16 protein-coding genes are annotated in these 23,149 nt (G+C 66.8%); 14 read left to right on the forward strand and 2 right to left on the reverse strand.

The window, feature by feature from the left end:
* The first annotated feature begins 108 nt into the window (after nt 1–108).
* The 3 genes from TSH64_RS12445 to TSH64_RS12455 all read left to right on the forward strand — a co-directional run bounded on the left by TSH64_RS12445 (nt 109) and on the right by TSH64_RS12455 (nt 5,287).
* Nucleotides 109–1,389, forward strand: coding sequence for an endo-1,4-beta-xylanase (locus TSH64_RS12445; protein ID WP_109445369.1), 1,281 nt, complete (start codon nt 109–111; stop codon nt 1,387–1,389).
* A 157-nt stretch (nt 1,390–1,546) separates the two neighbouring features.
* Nucleotides 1,547–2,512 carry a class I SAM-dependent methyltransferase gene (locus TSH64_RS12450; protein WP_109445370.1) on the forward strand — a complete coding sequence of 322 codons (966 nt, stop codon included), beginning with the start codon at nt 1,547–1,549 and terminating at the stop codon, nt 2,510–2,512.
* Nucleotides 2,513–2,734: 222 nt separating this feature from the next.
* On the forward strand, nt 2,735–5,287 hold the full coding sequence (locus tag TSH64_RS12455) for a carbohydrate-binding domain-containing protein (RefSeq protein ID WP_109445371.1): 2,553 nt from the start codon (nt 2,735–2,737) through the stop codon (nt 5,285–5,287).
* A 101-nt stretch (nt 5,288–5,388) separates the two neighbouring features.
* Here TSH64_RS12455 and TSH64_RS12460 read toward each other — a convergent pair whose 3' ends face one another.
* Together TSH64_RS12460 and TSH64_RS12465 are read right to left on the reverse strand one after the other, a co-directional pair.
* Nucleotides 5,389–6,048, reverse strand: coding sequence for a serine acetyltransferase (locus TSH64_RS12460; RefSeq protein WP_109445372.1), 660 nt, complete (start codon nt 6,046–6,048; stop codon nt 5,389–5,391).
* 78 nt (nt 6,049–6,126) lie between these two features.
* Entirely contained in the window at nt 6,127–7,605 is a 1,479-nt protein-coding gene (locus TSH64_RS12465) for an oligosaccharide flippase family protein (RefSeq protein WP_109445373.1), read from the reverse strand.
* An 853-nt stretch (nt 7,606–8,458) separates the two neighbouring features.
* On the opposite strand from TSH64_RS12465, the gene TSH64_RS12470 reads away from it, so the two are divergent.
* The 11 genes from TSH64_RS12470 to TSH64_RS12520 all read left to right on the forward strand — a co-directional run bounded on the left by TSH64_RS12470 (nt 8,459) and on the right by TSH64_RS12520 (nt 22,922).
* Entirely contained in the window at nt 8,459–9,910 is a 1,452-nt protein-coding gene (locus TSH64_RS12470; protein ID WP_109445374.1) for an exopolysaccharide biosynthesis polyprenyl glycosylphosphotransferase, read from the forward strand.
* Between the two features lie 248 nt (nt 9,911–10,158).
* Complete coding sequence (locus tag TSH64_RS12475; RefSeq protein WP_109445375.1) at nt 10,159–11,505, forward strand: O-antigen ligase family protein; 1,347 nt, start codon at nt 10,159–10,161, stop codon at nt 11,503–11,505.
* 67 nt (nt 11,506–11,572) lie between these two features.
* Nucleotides 11,573–12,571: a glycosyltransferase family 2 protein gene (locus TSH64_RS12480; RefSeq protein ID WP_109445376.1), complete on the forward strand. Its 999-nt coding sequence runs from the start codon at nt 11,573–11,575 to the stop codon at nt 12,569–12,571.
* 23 nt (nt 12,572–12,594) lie between these two features.
* Entirely contained in the window at nt 12,595–13,797 is a 1,203-nt protein-coding gene (locus TSH64_RS12485; protein ID WP_109445377.1) for a glycosyltransferase family 4 protein, read from the forward strand.
* Nucleotides 13,798–14,172: 375 nt separating this feature from the next.
* Nucleotides 14,173–15,342, forward strand: coding sequence for a glycosyltransferase family 4 protein (locus tag TSH64_RS12490; RefSeq protein ID WP_211099162.1), 1,170 nt, complete (start codon nt 14,173–14,175; stop codon nt 15,340–15,342).
* A 78-nt stretch (nt 15,343–15,420) separates the two neighbouring features.
* Complete coding sequence (locus TSH64_RS12495; protein WP_109445378.1) at nt 15,421–16,353, forward strand: polysaccharide deacetylase family protein; 933 nt, start codon at nt 15,421–15,423, stop codon at nt 16,351–16,353.
* A gap of 331 nt (nt 16,354–16,684) precedes the next feature.
* Nucleotides 16,685–16,978, forward strand: coding sequence for an acyl carrier protein (locus TSH64_RS12500; RefSeq protein ID WP_109445379.1), 294 nt, complete (start codon nt 16,685–16,687; stop codon nt 16,976–16,978).
* Nucleotides 16,979–17,046: 68 nt separating this feature from the next.
* Nucleotides 17,047–18,633 (forward strand): AMP-binding protein, encoded by a 1,587-nt coding sequence (locus TSH64_RS12505; RefSeq protein ID WP_109445380.1) that lies wholly within the window; start codon nt 17,047–17,049, stop codon nt 18,631–18,633.
* An 86-nt stretch (nt 18,634–18,719) separates the two neighbouring features.
* Nucleotides 18,720–20,759, forward strand: a complete 2,040-nt coding sequence (gene asnB, locus TSH64_RS12510) for an asparagine synthase (glutamine-hydrolyzing) (protein WP_109445381.1) — start codon at nt 18,720–18,722, stop codon at nt 20,757–20,759.
* A 55-nt stretch (nt 20,760–20,814) separates the two neighbouring features.
* Nucleotides 20,815–21,819: an NAD(+) synthase gene (gene nadE, locus TSH64_RS12515; protein WP_098737746.1), complete on the forward strand. Its 1,005-nt coding sequence runs from the start codon at nt 20,815–20,817 to the stop codon at nt 21,817–21,819.
* A complete protein-coding gene (locus TSH64_RS12520; protein WP_109445382.1) occupies nt 21,816–22,922 on the forward strand; it encodes a GNAT family N-acetyltransferase in 1,107 nt (368 codons plus the stop codon). The genes nadE and TSH64_RS12520 overlap by 4 nt, the downstream gene beginning before the upstream one ends.
* Nucleotides 22,923–23,149 lie beyond the last annotated feature (227 nt).

Consider the following 23,149-nt stretch of genomic DNA (forward strand, 5'->3'; position numbering starts at 1 on the left):
CCTGAAGCTCCTTCGACCCAGAGGCCCTTTCCTTCCGGACGCTGCGGCGCCCGGAGGGAGGGGCCTCTCCATGACCGGCTACCGCGACCAGAGGAGAAGCCCCTCCCCATGATCACGCCTCCGAAGCCCGGCCTTTCCAAATGGCGCCCCAGCCGGCGCGACCTGCTGTGGACCGCCGCCGCCGGTGCGGTACTGGCGAGCTGCCGCGGCGCCAGCGGTCCGACGACGGCGGAAGCCGCCGCCACCCAGCCGCAGGCGGCGGAGCCGGCGGTGACCCTGCGCGAGGCCTGCCGGGCGCTGGGCATCCGCCATGGTGCCGCCCGCGACCATTTCATCGATCCGGAAGACCCGATGCTCGACCGGCTGATGGCGCGCGAATGCGACGTCGTCACCCCGGAGAATGGCGGCAAATGGGGCGTCTTCCAGCACACCGAGGGCAATTACGACTGGCGCCGCTTCGACGCCGCGGTGGAGTTGGCGCGCGGCATCGGCGCCACGCCCAACTGGCACACGATCATCTGGCAGCATATGGGCATGCCGCCCTACATGAAGCTTCCCGCCGGACGGCAGGCGGAGCTGGGCATCTCGGAAAGCGCCTATTTCTCGCCGGACGGCACGCTGAGCGCGGACAATGTCTGGCCGCGCTTCACCGGCGTGGTGGAGGCGGTGCGGCAACGTTACGGCGATGTCTTCTACCGCATCGATGTCGCCAACGAGGTCTTCTTCTGGGAAACGGTGGAAAGCCATCCCAAGGAGCAGGACCGTTACGGCTTCCGCCGCGGCATGTGGTGGGTGGCGGCCGGCGGGGCGGAGAAGGGGCCGGAGTGGCTCGATCCTTTCTTCCACCATGTGCACAAGGCGTTCCCCAAGGCGAAGCTGGTGCTGAACGAGTTCGGCATCGAGATCGACGAGGGCTGGCAGCAGCGCAAGCGTGCCTATCTGCTCGACTGGCTGACCGGGGCGGTCAAGCGCGGCGTGCCGATCCATGGCATCGGGCTGCAAAGCCACCTTATCGGCGGCAAGCCCTATGACAGCGCCGGCATGCGCAAATTCCTCCGCGCGGTCGACAAGTTGGGCCTGTCCGTCCATCTGACGGAGATGGACGTGGACGAGACCCGCCTGCCCCGCTCCTGGTCGCGGGCGGAGAAGGACCGGGCGATGGCCCAGCTGGCCCGGCAGTATCTGGCCGACATGCTGGACAACGCGCGGGTGGAGGAGCTGTGCTGGTGGCACCTGCGCTCCGACCTGAATTTCATCGCGCGGGAGCATCCGGATCTGGGTGCTCACCCCTCCCCCTACGACGAGGAGTCCCGGCCCCTGCCGCTCTACACGGCGGTGGTGGAGACGCTGCGGGAGAAGGCGCGCACCGGAAAGGCGCGGTCGGGCTGACAGCGCTCCGGATGACGTGCCGCGGGGGTAAGCCGTTGGCGCCATCCACCCCCTGCGATAGGCCCGCGCACTTTCTCGTTCGCGCGCGCGCGTCCGGTGCCGCTCCCGTTTAGAGTCCCTCAATGCGTCCTGTACCCATCTGATGGAGAGGTCGATCGTGCAGAACACAGCCGACACATTGCCGATGGATCGCCTGCCCGCCGATCGTGCGACGGACGAGGCGCTCGTCGAGCGCTACCGGCGGAAGTTCCACCTCTCGCCGACCTACCCGCTGACGGCCGAGATGGTGCAGCGCCACTGGGATCTGGAGCGTCGCCTTGCCCGCGAGCTGCTGGACAGCAAGCCGGACGAGCGCTGGGACGTGTTCGAGCAGGCCTATACGACGCTCTACACCAGCTGTCCGTGGCTGAACGAGGCGGAGGACGATGCGCACACCCGCAACGACGACCTCGACTTCCGCCATTTCCTGACCCTGCTGGGCGGGCCGCAGGACGTCTATGAGGTGGGATCGGGCAAGGCCCGGCTTCTGCGCTACCTCGCCCGCCACGGCTACCGCTGCGTCGCCACCGAGGTGACGCGCGAGCGCGGTGCGACCTGGATCGAACAGGATTCCAACGTCACCTGGAAGAACAGCGACGGCATCCACCTCTCCCGTTTCGAGGCGGCCGACCGCTATGACAGCGTGATCTCCACCCATGTCGTGGAGCACATGCATCCGGAAGACGTCCTGACCCACATGGAGAATGTCCGCACCATCCTGAAGCCGGGTGGCAAGTACATCCTCAGCATGCCGCACAAATACGCCGGTCCGGCCGATCTGTCGGAGGTGTTCGGCCTGAACGAGCCGATCTGCATGCATCTGCGCGAATATGGCTGGGGCGAGACGGAAGCGATGCTGCGTCAGGCGGGCTTCGGCCGCGTCGAGGCCGTCTACATCCTGCCGATGGCGGTGCGCCGCCGGATGAACCTGCATTTCGCCAGCCGCGCCTACCTGGGCTATGCCAAGCTGGTTGAGGCATTTTTGGGACGGATGCCGTTAACCCTTAATCGCAAGCTCGGAAGGGTTGGCCAGCTCTATCTGTTCAGGCCCGAGGTGTTCGTGGTGGCCCACAAGCCCAGGTGATACCCGTTTGAGCGCTGCAAAAAAGCGCTAAATCAAAGACTTACAGACAGACCAAACCCCTTTGTTGCTGCAATGCATCGACAAAGGGGTTTTTCGTGTCTCTTTCTTTTCACAAGTGATAGTGGCATTAGAGCCGCATTTCGCTAAAATTTGAAATACCTCGTTAACCTTTTCCGGCCAGATTGGGTTTCAGCGAAATTCACGGAAAAGAGGATACTTCCAATGGCAACGAGCCCCGTCGATACGACCTTCGTCGTCAATGCCTCGGGTGTGACTGCCGGAGGAGTCTGGCCGCATTTCAAATTCCTCGTCGATGGCGTTGCCGTCGGCCAGGCGACGGTCAATTCCACCAGCGCCGGCCGGTACAGCTTCACCACCAAGGTGGCTCCCGACGTCGCCCACAAGGTCCAGGTCGTTTATGACAACGACTGGCTGTCGACCGACAAGGCCGGCATGTACCGTGACCTGATCGTCAAGTCGATCGAAGTCAACGGCAAGACCATCGCTTCCAACAGCTCGACGGTCTCCTACGCCGCTGAAGGTCAGGGCACGCTGTCCGGCCGCGAAATGCTGTCCTGGAGCGGCTCGCTCGATTTCAACATGTCCAAGGACATGTTCGCCAGCTCCACCGGGACCCCGACCACTCCGACCACCCCCACGACGCCGACCACGCCGACGACCCCGACCACCGGCGGCACGCCGATCGTCGTGAATGCCTACGGCAATGCGGCCGGCGGCGTGAACGCCCACTTCAAGGTTCTGGTCGACGGCAAGATGATCGGTGAAGGCACGGCCGGCACCGCCGCCAAGGACTTCACCTTCAACGCGAATGTCAGCGCCGACGTCGCCCACAAGGTCCAGATCCAGTACGACAACGACGCTGTGGTCAACGGTGTCGACCGCAACCTGTACGTCAACAAGATCACCATCGGCGGCCACGCCGTGAACCCGACCGACAGCATCGTGTCGATCGACAAGGGCGCCCTGGACGGCAAGGACGTCGTCGCCGGCCAGCAGGCCATGTGGTGGAACGGCACCATGGAGGTGAAGGCCGACAAGTCCTGGTTCGCCGGCAGCACCACCACCCCGACCAACCCGTCCAACCCCACCACGCCGACCCAGCCGAGCCTGTCGGTCAGCGATGTGACGGTGACGGAGCCGACCGGCACCAAGACCGCCGGCGGCATCCAGGGCTTCCTGCACACCCAGGGCAACCAGATCGTCGACGAGGCCGGCAACACCGTCCGCCTGACCGGCGTGAACTGGTTCGGTGGCGAGGGCTACAACTACGTACCCGCCGGCCTGTGGGCCGACAGCTACCAGGGCCACCTGGAGAAGATGAAGTCGGTCGGCTTCAACACCATCCGCCTGACCATGTCGGACGAGATGTTCGACAGCACCGCGGTGACGAACGGCATCGACTATTCGAAGAACCCGGATCTGGCCGGCCTGACCCGCCTGCAGGTCTATGACAAGGTCATCGACTATGCCGGCAAGCTCGGCATGAAGGTGATCCTCGACCACCACCGCAACGACGGCGGCGCCGGAACCAACGAACACGGGCTGTGGTACACCGACAAGCACCCGGAATCGACGGTGATCAACAACTGGAAGATGCTGGCAAAGCATTATGCCGGTAACGAGACCGTCATCGGCGCCGACCTTCACAATGAGCCAAGCGTCAGCGCCACCTGGGGCGGCAGCGCCGCCACCGACTGGGCCTCGGCCGCCGAGCGCATCGGCAACGCCATCCAGACGGTGAACAAGGACTGGCTGCTGTTCGTCGAAGGCACCGAATGGAGCAGCACGCTGGCCGGTGCGCAGGCGCGCCCGATCCACTTCGACACCCCCAACAAGCTGGTCTATTCGCCGCACGCCTACGGCCAGAGCGTCGGGCAGTTCAGCTGGCTGAACGATCCGAACTACCCCAACAACCTGCCGGCCCAGTACGACAAGATGTGGGGATACCTGTACAAGAACGATACCGCGCCGATCCTGCTGGGCGAATGGGGCGGCCAGTTCACCAGCTCCGCCGAGCAGACCTGGGCCAAGACCATGGCCAAGTACCTGAACGGCGACTGGAACCTGGACGGCAAGAGCGACATCGCGGCCGGCGACAAGGGGATGAGCTGGACCTTCTGGGCCTGGACGCCGGAATCGGGTGACGTCGGCGGCATGCTGATGGACGACTACAAGACCATCAACCCGACCAAGGCCGCCATCGTGAAGGGCGCCATGGAAGGTGCGGTGTTCGATACCCCGACCACCACCGCCAACACCGCCAACGCCACCTTCACGGTGAAGCTGTCGTCCGCCTCCGGCACCCCGGTCACGGTGGATTACTCCACGGTGGACGGCACCGCCAAGGCCGGCTCCGACTACACCGCCACCAGCGGCAAGCTGACCTTCGCCGCCGGCGAAACCAGCAAGACCGTGACGGTCAAGGTGCTGAGCGACAGCGTGACGGAAGGCAACGAGACCTTCGGCCTGAAGATCTCCAACGCCACCGCCGCGACCATCGCCGACGCCACCGGCACCGGCACGATCATCGACGCCTCGGCTGCCAAGGCCGCCGCCGCTTCGCTCAGCTCGGCCGACCTGCTGGCCCACACCATGAGCACCGCCAACGACACGGCCGACACCACCGCCGCCGTGGCTGCGGCCACCGACCTGGCGACGATGCAGCGTCTTGCCAGCCATGAAGTGATCGGCGTCACATTCGACACCTATCACGACCTGCACACGACCGACAGCAGCCTGGCGCACGCCGCCTGACCTGTCCGGTTCGTCCGGCCGGGTGAATGCCTGAAGGAGAAGGGGTCCGTCAGCATTGCTGCCGGACCCCTTCTCCGTTTCCAGGGATGGAAAATGGCGGGTCAGCCCGGCATCGGCGAGGTGGCGGTGCCGGGCATCATGGCCGACGCGCGCCCGACCTGGGCCGGATGCGGGATGTCGGGAATGGTGACCTCGGCCACCGCCTTGCCGGGGTTGCCGGCGACCACGCTGCGCCGCGGCATCGGCTTGGTGACGACGGAGGAGGCGGCGACGATGCACTCTTCGCCGATGCTGACGCCGATCACCACCGCATGCGGCCCGACCCAGACGCCGTCACCCAGCTCAGGGTAATGGGTGACGCGGCCGGTGGGCAGCAAGTCGTCCTTCTGGCCCAGCGTGACGCCGTGGAACAGGGTGACGTTGGCACCGATCCGGGCACTGGCGTTCACCACCAATCCCCAGCCGTGCAGGATGCGCAGCCCCGGTCCGACCTGGGTTTCCCAGGGAAGATCCATGGCGGCGGAATGTTGCGTCCAACGGTGCAGCAGCCGGCAGGCGGCGAGCAGCGGCTTGCGCAACGGCTTCCCCAGCGGCCCGCCCATCCGGTTCAGCGCCTGACAGCTGCGCAGGGTGAAGGTCACCCGGAACATGCGGTTGCCCGCCAGCAGCTTCAGCACCGCCCCGAGGCCGGAGCCCCCGCCGTAACGGGTGGCGTCCGCCGCAACCGTCTGCCGAAATGTGTAGTGCGGAGCGTCCTGCATCGCGGTGTCATCCTCTCCGTTCAAGCATTGTCACGCCGGCTGTCGGGCTGGCTCTCACGCTGGTTGTCCGAGCGGCTCTCAAGCCGTCTGGGGCCGGCGACGAAATCGGGCGGTCATGCGGAACAGCATGGCGCGGTCGGCCTTGCCGAAGCTGGGCCCGAACAGGGCGGCGACGGCGAACAGCATGGTCAGCCCGACCTTGGCGGCGGCGAAGGTCGGGTTCACCTCGAACCCGAACAAAGCGAGGCCGGCCAGATAGGCGATGGCGGCCGGCGCCAGGATGCCCGTCACCCGCAGCGCACTGAGCGGCGGCTCGTTCGGGCTGAGACGGCGGCACATCGCCTCCGTGGCGCCCAGCATCACCAGCTCGCGCACCAGCACGCCGATGGCACCGCCCATCAGGCCGAGCGGCCCCAGCGTCACCGCCATGACCAGCGTGCCGACGGCCAACCCGCCCAGTGAGATCGCCGGCAGCACGCCGACCTTCTTGGTCTTCACCAGCCCGACCTCGGCATGCATGCGCACGCCATGGACGACATAGGCCAGCACCAGCAGCGGCATACAGGGCAGAACCGTCTCGTACTCGCTCGAGGCGATCAGCCACAGCACCTCCGGCGCGGTCAGCGCCATGCCGAGCGCCGCCGCCGACAGCAGCACGACGAACAGGTAGAAGACGAATTCCGACTGGTCGCGCCCGGCGGTGCTGTCCTGCGCCTCGATCCGGCTGACCGACCAGATCTGCAGGAAGGAGGCGGTCAGGAACATGTAGAGCATGGTGGCGAGCCGCAGGCCGAAGGACAGCACGCCGACCGCCGCGACGCCCATCAGCAGATTGACCAGATAGCGCATGGCGAACTGGTTGCCCATGTCCAGCATGGTCTGCGGCATGAAGGGCAGGCCCAGCACCGTCACCCGCTTCAGGATGCCGAAGGAGAAGCCGACGCCGTTGGCCGCCAGGATCGCCACCGTCAGCGCGATGCCCAGCCCGACGAAGGTGATGGCGTTGGCCAGGAAGATGCCGGTCACCCCCAGATCCATCACCAGGAGGAAACTGAGGTTGAGGCCGATCAGCCCCACCGCCTTGCCGACCGAGATCAGCAGGCAGGTGCCAGACCGCTTGTGGACCCGGTAATAGGCGAGCGCCAGCTCGAACACGGCGCTGAAGGCGATGCCGGCGAAGGCGAAGGCGATGATCGGCCCCTGGTCGGTGCCGCCGAACAGCAGGTCGCTGGCGCCCCAGCCGGCCGGCAGGGCCACCGCCAGCAGCGCCAGCGAGGCGGCCCACAGACCGATCATCGTGGTGCTGACCACGCGGGACCGGCTGCGGTCGTCGGGATGTTCGAAATAGACGACGGTGAAGGCGTTGATCATGCCGATCATCAGCATGACCGCAACGATGTCGCCGACGACGCTGATCAGGGCATAGACGCCGAACTCCGCCGGTGACAGGACCTTCGCATAGAGCGGCAGCAGAAGCAGTCCCGCAGCGCGGTTGACCACGTTCGCCACCATGAACATCCAGCCATGTTTGATGATCGTACCAGCTTCGACAGCCATCCGGTTTCCTTCGCCCCCTGTAATCCGCTTCTTCTTCCGGTCTCGCCTGCTGGGGAGAGCATCGCGTCCGCCCTGTCGCATGGGTCCATGTCGCATGGACCCGCTTCTCATGGGCGTGCCGCACGGGCGCAGATAAGGAAGAAGAACGCGCCAAATCTTGGCGGAGGTCGGGACAGCGTCAATTCGGCCTTGAAGCGACGGGAACACTCTTCGGTGCTAGTCAGCACGGCTTCGGTCAGACATCCTGGACGTTCCGAGTATGCTTTCCGGCAAGTTCGCACGCTGCCTCTTGCGCCCTGCAACAGGCAAGGGTGCGTTCGCGCCACCTCCCCGCTCGGAATTGCTCCGGCGCTCCCTTCGGTCGATCCGGCTGGCGGGCCCACCCCGCAAGTTCGGTGATCACCCCCGTTCGCGCTGCCGCTTTCCGCCCGGTCGGGGGAGATTTCCGTGGCATATACCTAAAAATTGCGGCGATCACGGGTGCCGTCGGGGGTGCGGCACCACCTTGCCGTTAACCCGAAACGCTATCCCCGCTGGGGACGGCATCCGAAAGTATCCCCATTAATATTCGGCCCCCCGTACCCTTCGAAACACCGGTGGTATCGCGGACGCGAAATCAACGTCCGTATGCACTGTTGCTGGCCGAGCTTCCTCATCCTAATTCGTCCTCAACGAACAGCGGATCGGCCGACCAAAATCATGAAAGAGTGTTCTTTACATAAATGCGCACCTGCCGATGCGGGGGCGCAGCAAAGTAAAGACCGGCCGAATCCCAAGAGACGCTGATGACGAGCGACCATCCGCACGAATGGCCGTGCGGTGGCTGGCATTCCCTTCAACCACGGGACCTGCGATGAGCAAACTGGACCCAGAAGTGGTCATCGATCTGACCTCGGCGAAAAAGGCGACGATCCCCACGATCGCCCCCGGGCTGCTGCTTGCACTCTCGGATGGATTGGTCCTCGCCCTGGTGGGGTGGACGCTCAACCATTTCCTCGGCGCCGATGCGCTGACCGAGCCGATGGAAGCCGCCGCCTGGCAGCGGTCGCTGGTGACCGGCCTGATGCTGGTGCCTCTGGTGAAGTCGGTGTTCGGCATCTACACGCTCGGACGCTTCGACTACATGGAACGCACGAGACGGACTTTTCAGGCGGCCTTTCTGTGCTGCGCCGTGCTGGCGGTGCCGTTCATCGTGATGGAGGGCTTCCGCTCCTTCTTCGTGGAAGCGCTGTCGATCGCGCTGCTGGGCTTCGCGGTCACCTATGTCGCCGACCTGCTGCTGATCCAGGGCCTGCTGTCCAGCGCGCTGGACTGGCGCACCCCGGTGATGATCGTCGGCGCCGGCCCGCAGGGTGCCGCCATCGCCGAGAAGCTGCAGCGCCTGCCCTGGCTCGGCATGCGGCCTGTCGGCTTCGTCGATGACGACGACAGCCTGTGGCAGACCCGCGTCGCCGGCCTGCCGGTGATGGGTCCGGTGGAACTGCTGGCAAAGTCGCCCGCCGTCGCCGGCCAGGCCAGCGCCGCCATCGTCGCCGACATGGGCCGCCACGGCAGCGACCTGACCGGCCTGGTCCGCACCCTGCCCTTCCGCCAGGTTTACTGCGTGCTGGGCGAAGGCAACGTCAGCGCCGTTGACGCGACGTACCACAACCTGCACGGTTCGCTGGCCCTGCGCGTCAGCGTCCGTCCGCCGACCGGTTACCTGCGGATCCGCCGCGCCATGGACATCGTCCTGTCGGCGATCCTGCTGGTCCTGGTGGCGCCGCTGATGCTGGGCCTTGCCGTCGCCATCCGGCTTGACAGCCCCGGCCCGGTGATGTTCCGCCAGAAGCGCTGGGCCGGCGGCAAGCAGACCTTCGACCTGCTGAAGTTCCGCTCCATGCATGTCGATGCGGAAGAGCAGCTGCAGCATCTGCTGGCGAACGACCCGGTCGCCCGTGAAGAGTACATGACCTACCACAAGCTGACGGTCGACCCGCGCATCACCCCGCTCGGCCGCTTCCTGCGCAAGACCTCGCTCGACGAGCTGCCGCAGCTGTGGAACATCTTGATGGGCGACATGAGCCTGATCGGCCCGCGCGCCTACATGCCGAAGGAACTGCCGGAGGTGGGTGACTCCGCCGCGGTGATCGGCACCGTCCGTCCGGGCCTGACCGGTTACTGGCAGGTGTCGGGACGCCACCGCACCACCTTCCAGGAGCGTGTGTCGATGGACGTCTTCTATGTCCGCAACTGCGGCCTGCTGTTCGACTTCTTCATCCTGTGCAAGACCGCGGTGATGGTCCTGAAGGGCGACGGGTCGTAACCCTACCCCACCCGAACCGGATGCCAGCCGGACCCCCGCGCCACTCGCGCGGGGGTCTTTTTATTGGAAACTCAGCATCCATTCCCTTTTTCGGGCGGCAAAGGGAGGGGGAAGCGCGAAAGCGGCTACCTCTTTCGGGCTTGGCCTCCTTCGGTCTAATGCCACCGCCCGGCTACGAGATGTGGGGTGTCGTCCGCATCTTCAGTGCTGCACAGCCGAACACGGTACGGCAGCCTAAGGGAAAGCCGATGAAAATCCTGGATTTTCTGGAAAAAAGCATCGCCGTCATCGGCATCATCGCCTTCGGAGGCTCGGTGCTTCCGCTGATGCTGACCGGCGGCGACCCACTGGCGGGCGATCTGGAATCGGCCGGCGTCACCATCCTGTATGGCGGTCTCTACGTTCTGGTGCTGGCCGCCATCGCATTGCGGCCGTCAATCGCCTTCCAGATACCCTTCGCCAGCCCGGCGTTGACGGCGATGATCGCCTTCGCCTTCCTGACCGCGCTGTGGTCGCTGTTCCCGGACATCACGCTGCGCCGGTCGATCGCCTTCATGTTCACGACGGTGTTCGGCATCTGGCTCGCCCTGCGCTTCCGCTTCCCGGAGATCATGCGGCTGCTGGTGGTCGGGCTGTCGTTCCTGATGTTCGTCTCCTTCTTCATGATCTTCGCGATGCCGGCCATCGGCCTGGACAGCGCGCAGCATGTCGGCGCCTGGAAGGGCGTGTTCTTCCAGAAGAACGTGACCGGCCGAATGATGGTCTGGCTGGTTCTGGCGCTGGTCTGGCTGGACTGGCAGAAGGAAATGGGCCGCTGGCTCACCCGGCCGCTGATCCTGCTGGCGATGCTGCTGATCGTGATGAGCCGGTCCGGCACCGGCCTCGTCACCTCGCTCCTGGTGTCGGTGGCCCTGCTGTCGACCACCATGCTGCGCGGCAGCATCCGCAACTTCGCGCCCACCATGGCGCTGCTGCTGGCCCTGCTGGTGATCATGGTCACCGCCGGCGCGACCTTCTGGTACGACGTGCTCTATGCGCTGGGCCGCGACCCGACCCTGACCGGCCGCACCGTGCTGTGGGAACACATCGTCCACTCGGTCGGTGAGCGGCCGCTGCAAGGCTACGGTTATGCCGCCTACTGGTCCGGCTTCAACGGACCGGGCTCCAGCTTCACCCGTGACTGGGGCATCACCTCGGCCCACAGCGGCTGGCTGGAGCTGACGCTCGACCTCGGTCTCGTCGGTGTGGCGCTGGTGGTGGCGGTGCTGGGCCGCATGCTGTTCCAGGGCTTCTTCGCCGCCCGCTACGGCAACAGCCGGCCCGAGGCCGCCTGGGCCTTCGCCGTCGGCTGCGCCCTGCTGGCGGTTTCGGTGTCCGAGAGCGTGTTCGCCGAGCGCCATTCGATGAACTGGGTGATCGCCACCATCGCCGTCGTCCGGCTGATCCAGCAGAGCCGCTGGCAGCGCCTGCTGAACGACCGGGCAGCCGAAGAGCACCGCCTGCGCCGGAACGCCGCCGCCACCGCGCCCTCCCCCGCTTACGCCGGGCGGACCGCCTATGCCGGCCCCTATCCCGGCCCCCTGTCCCGGCACTAGCGGCGGGGCGCTCCGGCCCCCCGTCCCCTGCGACCTTTCCCATTTCCCTTCGACCGAAGGCAGACCCATGAGCCCGAAGAATCAGCCGGCAAGCAGCAACCGCCCGGCAAACAGCGAACAGGCGATCGAAGATCAGGTGACCAACGAACAGGTTACCGTCGTCATCCCCACCCGCAACCGCCCGGACATGGTGATGCGGGCGGTGCGCAGCGCTCTCGACCAGACCTATCGCGACCTCGAGGTCATCGTGGTGATCGACGGGCCGGATCCGGCCACCGCCTCGCATCTGGCGACGCTGGCCGATCCGCGGCTGACCGTGATGGAGCTTGAGACGAACCACGGCGCCGCGGAGGCCCGCAATATCGGCGTGCGCGCCGCACGCGGCGGCTGGATCGCCTTCCTGGACGACGACGACCATTGGATGCCGGAGAAGGTGGAGTTGCAGATGGCGGGCCGCCCGGCCGGCATCCGCTTCCCCATCGTCAGCTGCCGCTGCCAGGTGGTGACCGCCCGCGGCACCTTCGCCTGGCCCCGGCGTCTGGCCACCCCGGCCGACGCCATCGGCGATTACCTGTTCGTCCGCCGCGGGCTGTTCAAGGGCGAGACCTTCGCCCCGACCACCACGCTGCTGGCGCCCAAGGCGCTGCTGCTGCGCAACCCGGTCCCCAAATCCCGCTTCGACGATTGGGAATGGCTGATCACCTGCGGCCGGATCGACGGCGTGGCGCTGGTGCATATCCCCGACGTGATGGCCGTCCATTACACCGAGGAGAACAACCGCGTCACGCTGTCGACCTGCCACAACATCAACCAGGCGCTGGAATGGGCCGAGTCGATGCGCGACCACCTGTCGCCGCGCGCCTATGCCAGCCTGCTGTTGCAGGCGACCGGCGGCGAGCAGGCGGCCCGCACCGCCGGCACGCGCTGGCGGATCCTGAATTCGGCGCTGCGCGACGGCCAGCCGACGCCGATGGCGCTCGCCACCTTCACCATGCATTCGCTGATGCCGGTCGGCCTGCGCCGCCGCCTGCGGCAGGCCTTGTTCTCCGCGTCCGACGCTGCCTGAGCACGAAAAGGACCCCGACGCCTATGGACAGCACCAACGACATCCGCACCCCCACCGGCCAACCGGATGCGCCCACCCGGACCGTCGTCGTGTTCGCGACGCCGGGCGCACTCGACGGCGGCGGCGGCATCGGCCGCATGACGGGCTATGTGGTCGACCAGTTCGACAGGTCGGGCACGACCCGCTCCATCATCCTCGACACCCGCGGTACCGGTAGCGTTCTGCTGTCACCCTTATATCTCGGCGTAACACTGGCAAGGCTGGGCTGGATCCTCGCCCGCCGCCGGGCCTCTGTCGTGCACATCAACGTGTCGGAGCGTGCGAGCTTCCTGCGCAAGGCGGCGGTCCAGCTGGTGTCGGGGCTGATGTCCTGCCCGACAGTCGTCCACCTGCACGGCGCCTCCTTCGTCGAGTTCTTTGAAGGCGGCATGTTCGCCCGCGGCATCAGCCGCTGGCTGTTCAACCGCTGCGGCCGGGTGGTGGTGCTGGGCGACAACTGGCGCGACTTCCTGGTCCAGTCGGTCCGCACCGACCCCCGCAAGATCCGGGTGCTCTACAACGCCGTGCCGGATGTCGGTGCCGATCTCGGCACGCGGACAGCGCCGGAGCCGGGCACCGTCCTGTCCCTGCTGGTGCTCGCCAACCTGTCCGAGCGCAAGGGCATCGGCTCGCTGCTGCGCGCCTGTGCGCTGCTGAAGCAGCGCGGCCAGCCCTTCCGGGTGACCATCGGCGGCGGCGGCGACGTCGACGGCTACCGCGCCATGGCAGCCGAGCTGGGAGTGGCGGAGGAATGCCGCTTCCTGGGCTGGATCGGCCGGGAGGAGGCGCACGCGCACATCCGGTCGCACGACATGCTGCTGCTGCCCTCGACCCATGAAGGGTTGCCGATGGTGATCCTGGAGGCGCTGTCGGCGCAGCTGCCGGTCATCACCACGCCGGTGGGATCGATCCCGGAGGTGCTGACCGACGGCGAAACCGCCCGGATCATCCCGGTGAACGACCCCGGCGCGCTCGCCGATGCCGTCGTCGAGGTCGGGCACGACCCGGACCTCTATCGCCGGCTCGCCGAGAACGGCCGCCGCCTGTTCCTGAAACAGTTCGTCATCGACGCCTACGCCAAGTCGCTTCTGGCGATCTACCAGGAGCTGGACCGCGGCGCCGTCGAGCTTTCCGGGGACCTGGACAAGCTGGCCGGATCGGCCGCCGCCGCATCGAAACGGCGGTAGGCCATGGTCACCCATATGTCGATGATCGGGTTAGAAAACAATCAATGCGGGCATAGCCGAAAGGGAGACGCACATGCACAGGTTGGGTAACCATACCGGCAGGCCAACCCGTTCGGTCGCTCCACAGCGTACGGATGCTGCATCGCGTAAACTTGCACGCGAACGCCGCCCGGCCTCCGGCCGCGACGCGTTCCAAAGGGCGGCAGCCCATCGGCCGCACCGCGACGCACCTGTCACGGCCTGATCGTCGGGCCGGCAAGGACCAGAGGCCGAAAACATAACAAGCCCGCCGCAGCCGTCGAAAGACGGACGTCACACGGTAAAAGCCGGGGCGCAACGCAGGAAAGGCGGGCCGGGAAAGGATCAGGAGCGGACATGATCTATATCGTCTCCCCCGGCGGCACCCAGGAGAAAGGCGGAATGGGCCGTGTGGTCGACAACTTCACGACCGACTTCCGGCAAAATTGCCCGGACGTGAAGTTCGAGGTGATCGACAGCTACGGCCCCGGCAAATTCCACCTGATGCCCCTCTATTTCGCGCGGGCGACCGCGCGGCTTGCCGGTTGCTTCGCCGCCGGCAAGGCCGATCTCGTGCACATCCATATGGCGGAATACGGCAGTGTCCTGCGCAAGGGCATCCTGATCGCCATGGCGCGCACCTTCGGCGTGCCGGTGATCCTGCATCTGCATGGCGGGCGCTTCCCCAAGCAGTTCAAGGACGCCGGTCCGGTGATGCGCTGGGCGATCCGCCGCATGATGGCGATGACCAGCGAGATCGTCGTGCTGGGCGAGTTCTGGCGCGACTGGGTGGCCGAGGCCTTCGGGCCGGAGGCGCGGCAGCGCACCACCCTGCTCCACAACGCCGTGCCGGGTCCGGCATCGCCGCCGGTGCGCGACGATGCGGAGGAAGACTTCGCCGGTCCGGTCCGCCTGCTGTTCCTCGGCCGGCTGATCAAGCTGAAAGGCATCGACGTCCTGCTGAACGCGCTGGCGTCTCCCACCTGCCGCGACCGCAACTGGCAGGTCACCATCGCCGGGGACGGCGATCTGGAGACCTACCGCAGCCTCGCGACGGAACTGGGCATCGCCGACCGCGTGCGCTTCACCGGTTGGCTGGATCAGGCCGGCTGCCGGCGCGAACTGGCCGGCGCCCATGTGCTGGTCCAGCCCTCGATGTTCGAAGGCCTGCCGATGTCCGTCCTGGAAGCGATGGCGGAGGGGCTGAGCATCGTCGCCACCCCGGTCGGCAGCGTCCCCGACGCCATTGCCGACGGGGAGACCGGACTGCTCGTTCCGCCGGGCGATACGGCCGCGCTGGCCGATGCGCTGGCGCGGGTGATCGACGACCGCACCCTGCGTCGCAACCTCGGCGCCGGTGCCCGCGCGCGGTGGGAGCGCCAGTTTGACGTCGCCGTGTTCCGCGAACGGCTGCTGGAGATCTATCGCCGCAACGCGCGCGGCAGCCTGAGCGCATCGCCCGCCGTTCCCGCCGGCCCGGTTCCGGCCGCCGGACCGGCAGGCCATTCGAAGAGCACCACCGGCTGACCCGAAAAGCGGCAGAACTCTCCCGGTTCAGGCTGACCCAGCCAGGACCGGGAGTATCGACATGAAGGAAGGGGCACCATGAAAAACGCCATTGCCAATCTGGTGCGCTGGTCGGGATTCGGTGCGATGCAGCGGTTCCTGAAGGCGCGGAACGCGGTCACCATCGTCGTCTACCACGATCCGGCCCCGGAGGTGCTGCGCGAGCATCTGCGCTGGTACGCCAAGCATTACGGCTTCACCACGCTCGATGCCGTCGCCACCGCGATGGAGACCGGCCGCTGGGACAAGCTGCCGGACTATCCGCTGGTCATCACCTTCGACGACGGGCATCGGAACAACACGGCGCTGGCGCCCTTGTTCCGCGAATTCGACCTGCGCCCGACCATCTACCTGTGCAGCCAGATCGTCGGCACGGGCCGCCCCTACTGGTGGAAGACCGCCGCCGCCGACGGCATCGGGGTGGAGCGGCTGAAGCGCGTGCCCGACCCGGAACGCCGCCGCCTGCTGGCCGAGGCCGGCAACGATCCCGACAAGGATGGCGACGACCGTCAGGCGATGACCTGGGACGAGATCGCGCGGATGACCGATGTCGCCGATTACGGCGCCCACACCCGCACCCATCCGATCCTTCTGCAATGCGACGACGACCGCTGCTCCGACGAGATCGCCCTGTGCCGTGCCGAGCTGGAGGAGGCGCTGGGCCGGTCCTGCCGGCACTTCGCCTTCCCCAACGGCGATTTCAGCGACCGCGAGGTGGAGGAGATCCGGCGTGCCGGCTACCGCACCGCCCGCACCATCGATCCCGGCTTCAACGACGCCTCCAGCGATCCCCTGCGGCTGAAGGCCTTCCCGGTGTCCGACGACGCCACCGTGGAGTGGCTGAGCGTCCAGCTGACCGGCATCCCGGCCTGGCTGCGCAAGCGCAAGGCCGCGGGCACCGGCGATTCGGCCAATGGGGCAACGCCCGAATGGACAGGTTCGATGGTAAAGCCGAAGTCGGCAGGCGTATGACCCTGAGCGCCGACGCCAAGCCGAACGTCAAGCGTCCCGCGACAAGCTCTATTACGGGACAACAGAGTGGCTAACCACAGACTTCAATCCACTCCTATCCTTTGAGCCCTCGCAAACCACCGCGAGCATCACAATAAAATTGCATATCAGGCGGATGCGAGAACAAGGAGCCGGAAAACAGCGGGACACATGACAGGGGGTAGCCGGACCTACCCCCAACAGCGTCCCGGCCGAACACCCGGCTCCCCGTTCAAACCGACCGAACCCCCGTTACGACACCCCCCTTTACGACACCCCAAGTCGACCGAACCCAGCAGGAGTTTTCAGAGACATGCGGACCGCCACACTGACCGACACGACCCTGACCGCTCCCGCCCTGCCGGAAATCCGCGCCTTCATCGTGGAGAATTTCTTGCTCGGCAAGGACTCCGGCTTCGACAACAGCGAATCCCTGTTGGAATCGGGGATCATCGACAGCACCGGCATCATGCACGTCGTCGCCTTCCTGGAAGAGCGCTTCGGCATCGCCGTGGATGACGACGACATGGTCGCCGACAACCTGGAATCGGTGGAGCGCATCGCCGCCTTCGTCGGCCGCAAGCAGGAACTGCGCAACGCCGCCTGATCCGGCAGGATCGCCAGGGCGAGCGGCCAAGAGACGGGCACCGAAGACGGGCGAAGAAGGACACCACCATGGCCCATCTTGTTCACCAGTTCCTCAGCGAAACGGCCAAGCGGGATCCCTCCCGCACCGCGCTGATCGCCGGGGATGCCCGCCGCAGCTTTGCCGAATTGGACCGTGAAAGCGACGCCGTCGCCTGCGCGCTCCAGTCGGCGGGGATCGCGCGCGGCGACCGCGTCGCGGTGATGCTGGAGAACTCCATCGAATATGTCGCCGGCCTGTTCGGCACGCTGAAGGCCGGCGGCGTGTTCGTGCCCGTCAATCCCTCCACCAAGGCCGACAAGCTGACCTACCTGCTGGCCGACGCCGGCATCCGGGTCCTGATCGCGCCGTCAGCTCTGGCCCGGCAGGTCCTGCCCGCGCTGGAGACGGTAGAGACGCAGCCGACGGTGCTGTGGGTGGGCGCCGGCCTGCCCGACGGTGCCACCGGCCTGCTCTATGCCGACGCGGTGGCGGCTCCGCACCGGCAACCGGCCGAACCGGGCCTGATAGACCAAGACCTGGCGGCCATCATGTACACGTCCGGCACCACCGGCCGGCCGAAGGGCGTGATGCTGACCCACGCCAACTACGTCAACACCAGCTGGGCGATCTCTACCTATCTGGGGAACACCCCCGACGACGTGGTGATGTGCGTCCTGCCGCTGACCTTCGGCTATGGCCTGTCCCAGGTGCTGACCGGCGCCCGCATCGGCTTCACCCTGGTGCTGGAGCGTTCCTTCGCCTTCCCGATGGAAATGCTGAAGCGCATGGTGCAGCACCGCGTCACCGGCTTGCCCGGCGTGCCGACCGTCTTCTCCACCCTGCTGGGGCTGGAAGCGGCGAAGACCGCCGATCTTGGCAGCCTGCGCTATCTGACCAACGCCGCGGCCCCGCTGCCGGCCGCCCATCTCCGCCGGCTGCGCGAGCGCTTCCCCCAGGCCGTCTTCCATTCCATGTACGGCATGACCGAGTGCTGCACGCGGATTAGCACGCTCGACCCTGCAGAACTGGACCTGAAGCCGGCTTCGGTCGGACGCGCCATCCCCAACTGCGAAGCCTTCGTAGCCGACGAGGAGGGCAGCCGCCTTCCTCCCGGCCAAGTCGGCGAGCTGGTGGTGCGCGGCGCCAATGTGATGCGCGGCTACTGGAACCGGCCGGAGGAGACCGCCCGTCGCCTGCGCCGCGGCCCGCAGGGCGAGACCCTGCTGTTCACCGGCGACCTGTTCACACAGGACGCCGAGGGGCATCTCTACTTCGTCAGCCGCAAGGACGACGTCTTCAAATGCCGTGGCGAGAAGGTCAGCCCCAAGGAGGTCGAGAACGCCCTGTACGAGCTGGAGGGCGTGCTGGAGGCCTGCGTGATCGGCGTTCCCGACGATGCCGACGGGTTGGCGGTCAAGGCCTTCCTCGTCGCCCGTGACAATGCGGCCCTGTCGGACGCGGCGATCCGCCAGCACTGCCGCGGCCGTCTGGAAAGCCACCTCGTGCCGAAGTTCATCGAGTTCCGCGACAGCCTGCCGAAGACCGACTCCGGCAAAATCCGGCGAGCGGAACTGGTGGAGGAAACCGGCAAGCCGGCACGTCCGGCCGCGGCATCCATCCGCTCTCCCGCGTAGCGGGGACGGGGCAGGACGGGAGCGGAACGCTCCCGATACAGAACACCACCACGAACACTACCCACCCCAGGACAGAGAGCACGCTCATGTGTGGTGTCGCCGGAGTTCTCGCAGGATCGCGTGCCGAACCGGCCGGTCTGGACGAGCTGAAGCGCATGATCGCCATGCTGGGCCATCGCGGCCCGGACGGTTACGGTTTCTACCGTGACGACCGGATCGGGCTTGCCCATGCGCGGCTCAGCATCGTCGGTCTGGCCGGTGGCTTCCAGCCGATCCACAACGAGGACCGCACCCTCTGGATCAGCTTCAACGGCGAAATCTTCAACCATGTCGAACTGCGGCGGGAGCTGGAGGCGCGCGGCCACCGCTTCTACACCCAGACCGACACCGAGGTGATCGTCCACGCCTTCGAGGAATACGGCCCCGCCACCTGGGCCAAGCTGAACGGCCAGTTCGCCATCTGCCTGTGGGACACCACCAAGCGCGAGTTGTGGCTGGTCCGCGACCGGCTGGGCATTTTGCCGCTGTTCTACGCCCGCCGCGGCGATCATCTGGTCTTCGCGTCCGAAGCCAAGTCGCTGTTCGGCGGCGGCCGGGTGGCTCCGGTCTTCGACCCGGCCCGCCTCGCCCAGGTCTTCACCCACTGGAGCACCGCGCCGCACGGCAGCGTGTTCGAGCGCGTGGAGAGCGTGCCGGCCGCCACCGCGATCCGCGTCGACTCCACGCTGGCCCTGCATGTCGACCGCTACTGGCAGCCCGATTTCGCGACCGATCCGTCGCTGGCCAAGCTTTCGCTGGACGAGGCCGCCGACCGGCTGGAGGAGAAGCTGCTCGACGCCATCCGCCTGCGGCTGCGCGCCGATGTGCCGGTCGGCGTCTATATCAGCGGCGGGCTCGACAGCTCGGTGATCGCGGCGCTGGCCCGCAAGCTCGACACCACCCACATGCACAGCTTCGGCGTCCGCTTCACCGACGCCGGCTTCGACGAAACGCCGCAGCAGCGGCTGGTCGCCGGCCATGTCGGCACCGAGCATCACGACATCCTCTGCAGCCCGCAGGACATCCAGGCCGCCCTGCCCGACGTCATCCGCCATGGCGAAACGCCGCTGGTTCGCACCGCCCCCGCCCCGCTGTTCCTGCTGGCGCGTCTGGTGCGCGAGAGCGGCATCCGCGTGGTGCTGTCCGGCGAAGGCGCCGACGAGTGGCTGGCCGGCTACGACATCTTCAAGGAGGACAAGGTCCGCCGCTTCTGGGCGCGTCAGCCCAACAGCAAGGCGCGGCCGAAGCTGCTGGGCCGCGTCCATCCCTTCGCCGCCGTCAACGGCCAGAAGGACAGCCCGCTGTGGCAGGCCTTCTTCAAGCGCGGGATGATGGAGACGGACGAGACCTTCTACGCCCACCGCACCCGCTGGCGGAACACCGGCTGGTCGCAGCGCCTGCTGTCCGCCGATGTCCAGGCGACCGCCGACGATGCCGCCTTCGAGGCGCATGTGGCGGCCCATCTGCCGGACGGCTGGTCGCGCTGGTCGCCGCTGGCGCGCAGCCAGTGGGCGGAGATCGCCACCTTCATGACCCCCTACCTGCTGTCGGCCCAGGGCGACCGCGTCGCCATGGCCAACAGCATCGAGGTCCGCTACCCCTTCCTCGACCCGGCGGTGGACGACCTCTGTGCCGCCCTGCCGGACCGGGTGAAGATGCTGGGCCTGCGCGACAAGCTGGCCCTGCGCCGGCTCGCCGCCCGCCATCTGCCGGCCGAGATCTTCCAAAGACCGAAGCGGCCCTACCGGGCGCCGATGACCACGGCCCTGTTCGGCGACGGCGCTCCGGACTATGTCCGCGACCTGCTGTCGCCGGAAGCGCTCGCCCGCTACGGCCTGACCGACGCCGCGGCCGTCTCCGCCCTGGCCGACAAGGCCCACCGCCAGAACGGCCGCATGGCCGGCGAGCGGGAGGAGATGGCGCTGGTCGGCACGCTGACCCTGCAGATGCTGGCCCGGTACGTCCACGACGAACTGCCCCAGAGCATCCGCGAGCAGCGGGCCGCCCTGGACCGCACCGAAATTCACGTGCTGGAGGATCTGGCCGGCAACGCCCGGACCGCCACACCTCAGCCCACCGCGGCCTGATCGCCGCGCCCTTTCTTGACCGACGATGCATCAACCCCCATTGGGAACCGTGACCATGCTGAACGCCCTCACCTCGTTCGACTCCAAGGCCCTCGATCTGGATTGCGCGGCCGCGGCTCGCGAGATCGAAGACGCCATCCAACGCATCGTCGCCCATGATCTGCGCCGCCAGGGCATCGTGCTCGGCGTGTCCGGCGGCATCGACAGCTCGGTCTGCGCCACGCTCGCCGTCCGCGCCCTCGGGCCGGAGCGCGTGCTGTGCATCCTGATGCCGGAAAAGGAAAACTCGCCGAAGAGCACCCGCCTCGGCACCCTGCTCTGTGAGCATCTCGGCGTCACGCCCGTCATGGAGAACATCACCGGCCCGTTGGAGGCACTCGGCTGCTACGAGCGGCGCGACAATGCCATCCGCCGGCTGTTCCCGGAATTCGGTCCGGGCTGGAAGCAGAAGATCGGTCTGGCCGGCAACCTGCTGGACGCCGACCGCGTCAACTACTTCACCCTGACCGTCGAATCGCCGGACGGCGAGCGCCAGACCAGCCGCATGCCGGTTGACGTCTATCTCGACGTCGTCGCCGCCACCAACCTGAAGCAGCGCATGCGCAAGACGGTCGAATACACCCATGCCGACCGCCTGAACTATGCCGTGCTCGGCACGCCGAACCGGCTGGAATATGAGCTGGGCTTCTTCGTGCGCGGCGGCGACGGTCTGGCCGATCTCAAGCCGATCGCCCACCTCTACAAGTCGCAGGTCTACCAGATGGCCGCCTATCTCGGCCTGCCGGCGGAAATCCAGGCGCAGTCGCCCAGCACCGACACCTACACGCTGCCGCAGTCGCAGGAGGAGTTCTACTACGCCCTGCCTTACGACAAGCTCGATCTGGCGCTCTGCGCCTACGGTCGCGGCGCCAGCGAGGAGGAAGCCGCGGAGGCGCTGAACCTGACCGTCCAGCAGGTCCACCGCGTCTACAAGGACATCACCGCCAAGCGCCGCACCTCCGCCCGCATCCTGCGCGATGCCCATCTGGTGCAGCCGGTGTCCGTCGGGGATGAGGCATGAGCGTCATCGACTGGAAGCAACGTGGCGTCGCCCGGTATGAACCGGGCGATCACGCCTCCCTGGAGGCATTCCAGCGCACGCATTTCGGAGCCGAAGCAATCCAGCTGTGTCCAGACCACTTCCATTGGCTGTTCGAAGAACCGCCGGAGCGGGAGCATGAAGGCCCGCAGCTCTGGCTGTGCAAGCGGAACGGTGTGGTGGTCGGGCAACAGGGCGGCATCCCCTTCACCCTGAAAGTGGGGGAGCGCAACCGCCGGGCCTCCTGGGCGATCGACCTGATGGTCGCCCCGGAATGGCGCCTGCGCGGCGTCGGCCCCGCCCTATCGGAAACCCACACCGGAGCCAGCGATCTCGCCGTGTCGCTGTCGATGACGGAGGCCGCCTACAAGTCCTACAAGCGCGGCGGTTGGCTCGACCTCGGCAATGTGCCCACATATTTGCGGGTGATCGATCCGTTGCGCTGCCTGCGCGTCAGCCCCTATGGCGGCGGGCTGGCCAAGCTGGTCGCCAGGGTGGGCAAGCCGGCGCTGGCGTCTGCCTCGATGGGTTACGGACTCTCGGCCAAGCTGCTCGGCGCCCGGCTGGTCGAGATCGACCGTTTCGACTACCGCGTCGACGACCTCTGGGAGGCGGCGTCGCCACAGCATCCGGTGATCGCCCGGCGCGACTGGGCTTTCCTGAACTGGCGCTTCGACCTGTCCCCCCAGGCCGACCGCTTCCGCCGCTTCTACGTCATGCGCGGCGAGACCGTTCTGGCCTATGTCGTGCTCCGGGTTGACCACTGGAAGGGAGAGCCGGTCGGCGTGGTCTGCGATTATCTGGCCCGGCCGGGCTGGCTGATGGCGGCCTTCTCGCTGATGACCGAACTTGCGCGCCGGGAAGGGATGGTCGCGCTGATGTGCCGGACGCTGAACGCCCAAGCGGCCCGGCCGCTGTCGATGATGGGCTTCCTCTGCCTGAAGAACGGCCTGCGCACGCCGACCCGCATGATGGTGCGGCCGGCGCTCGATCAGCCCGAGCTGGCCGGCACGGTGGGCGATCCGAAGAATTGGTTCGTCACCATCGCCGACAGCGACATGGGTTTCAAGGGATTGGGCGAGTAGGCGGAGAGCCCAAACTCCAGACGCGAAAAGGCCGCCTTCCCACAAGGAAGGCGGCCTTTTCGATGGTCGCGATAAAATCGAGTTTCAAGTGACGGGATGCGTCTTCAGATCGTCCATGAAGCGGCTTACCGCTGTGCATGGCGCCCGGTGAGATCAAGCCGATCGAGCGATTAGTAAGGCTTAGCTTCAGGCATTGCTGCCCGTCCACATGCCTCCTATCGACGTGA

This window comes from Azospirillum sp. TSH64, from assembly GCF_003116035.1.
Taxonomy (GTDB): Bacteria; Pseudomonadota; Alphaproteobacteria; order Azospirillales; family Azospirillaceae; genus Azospirillum.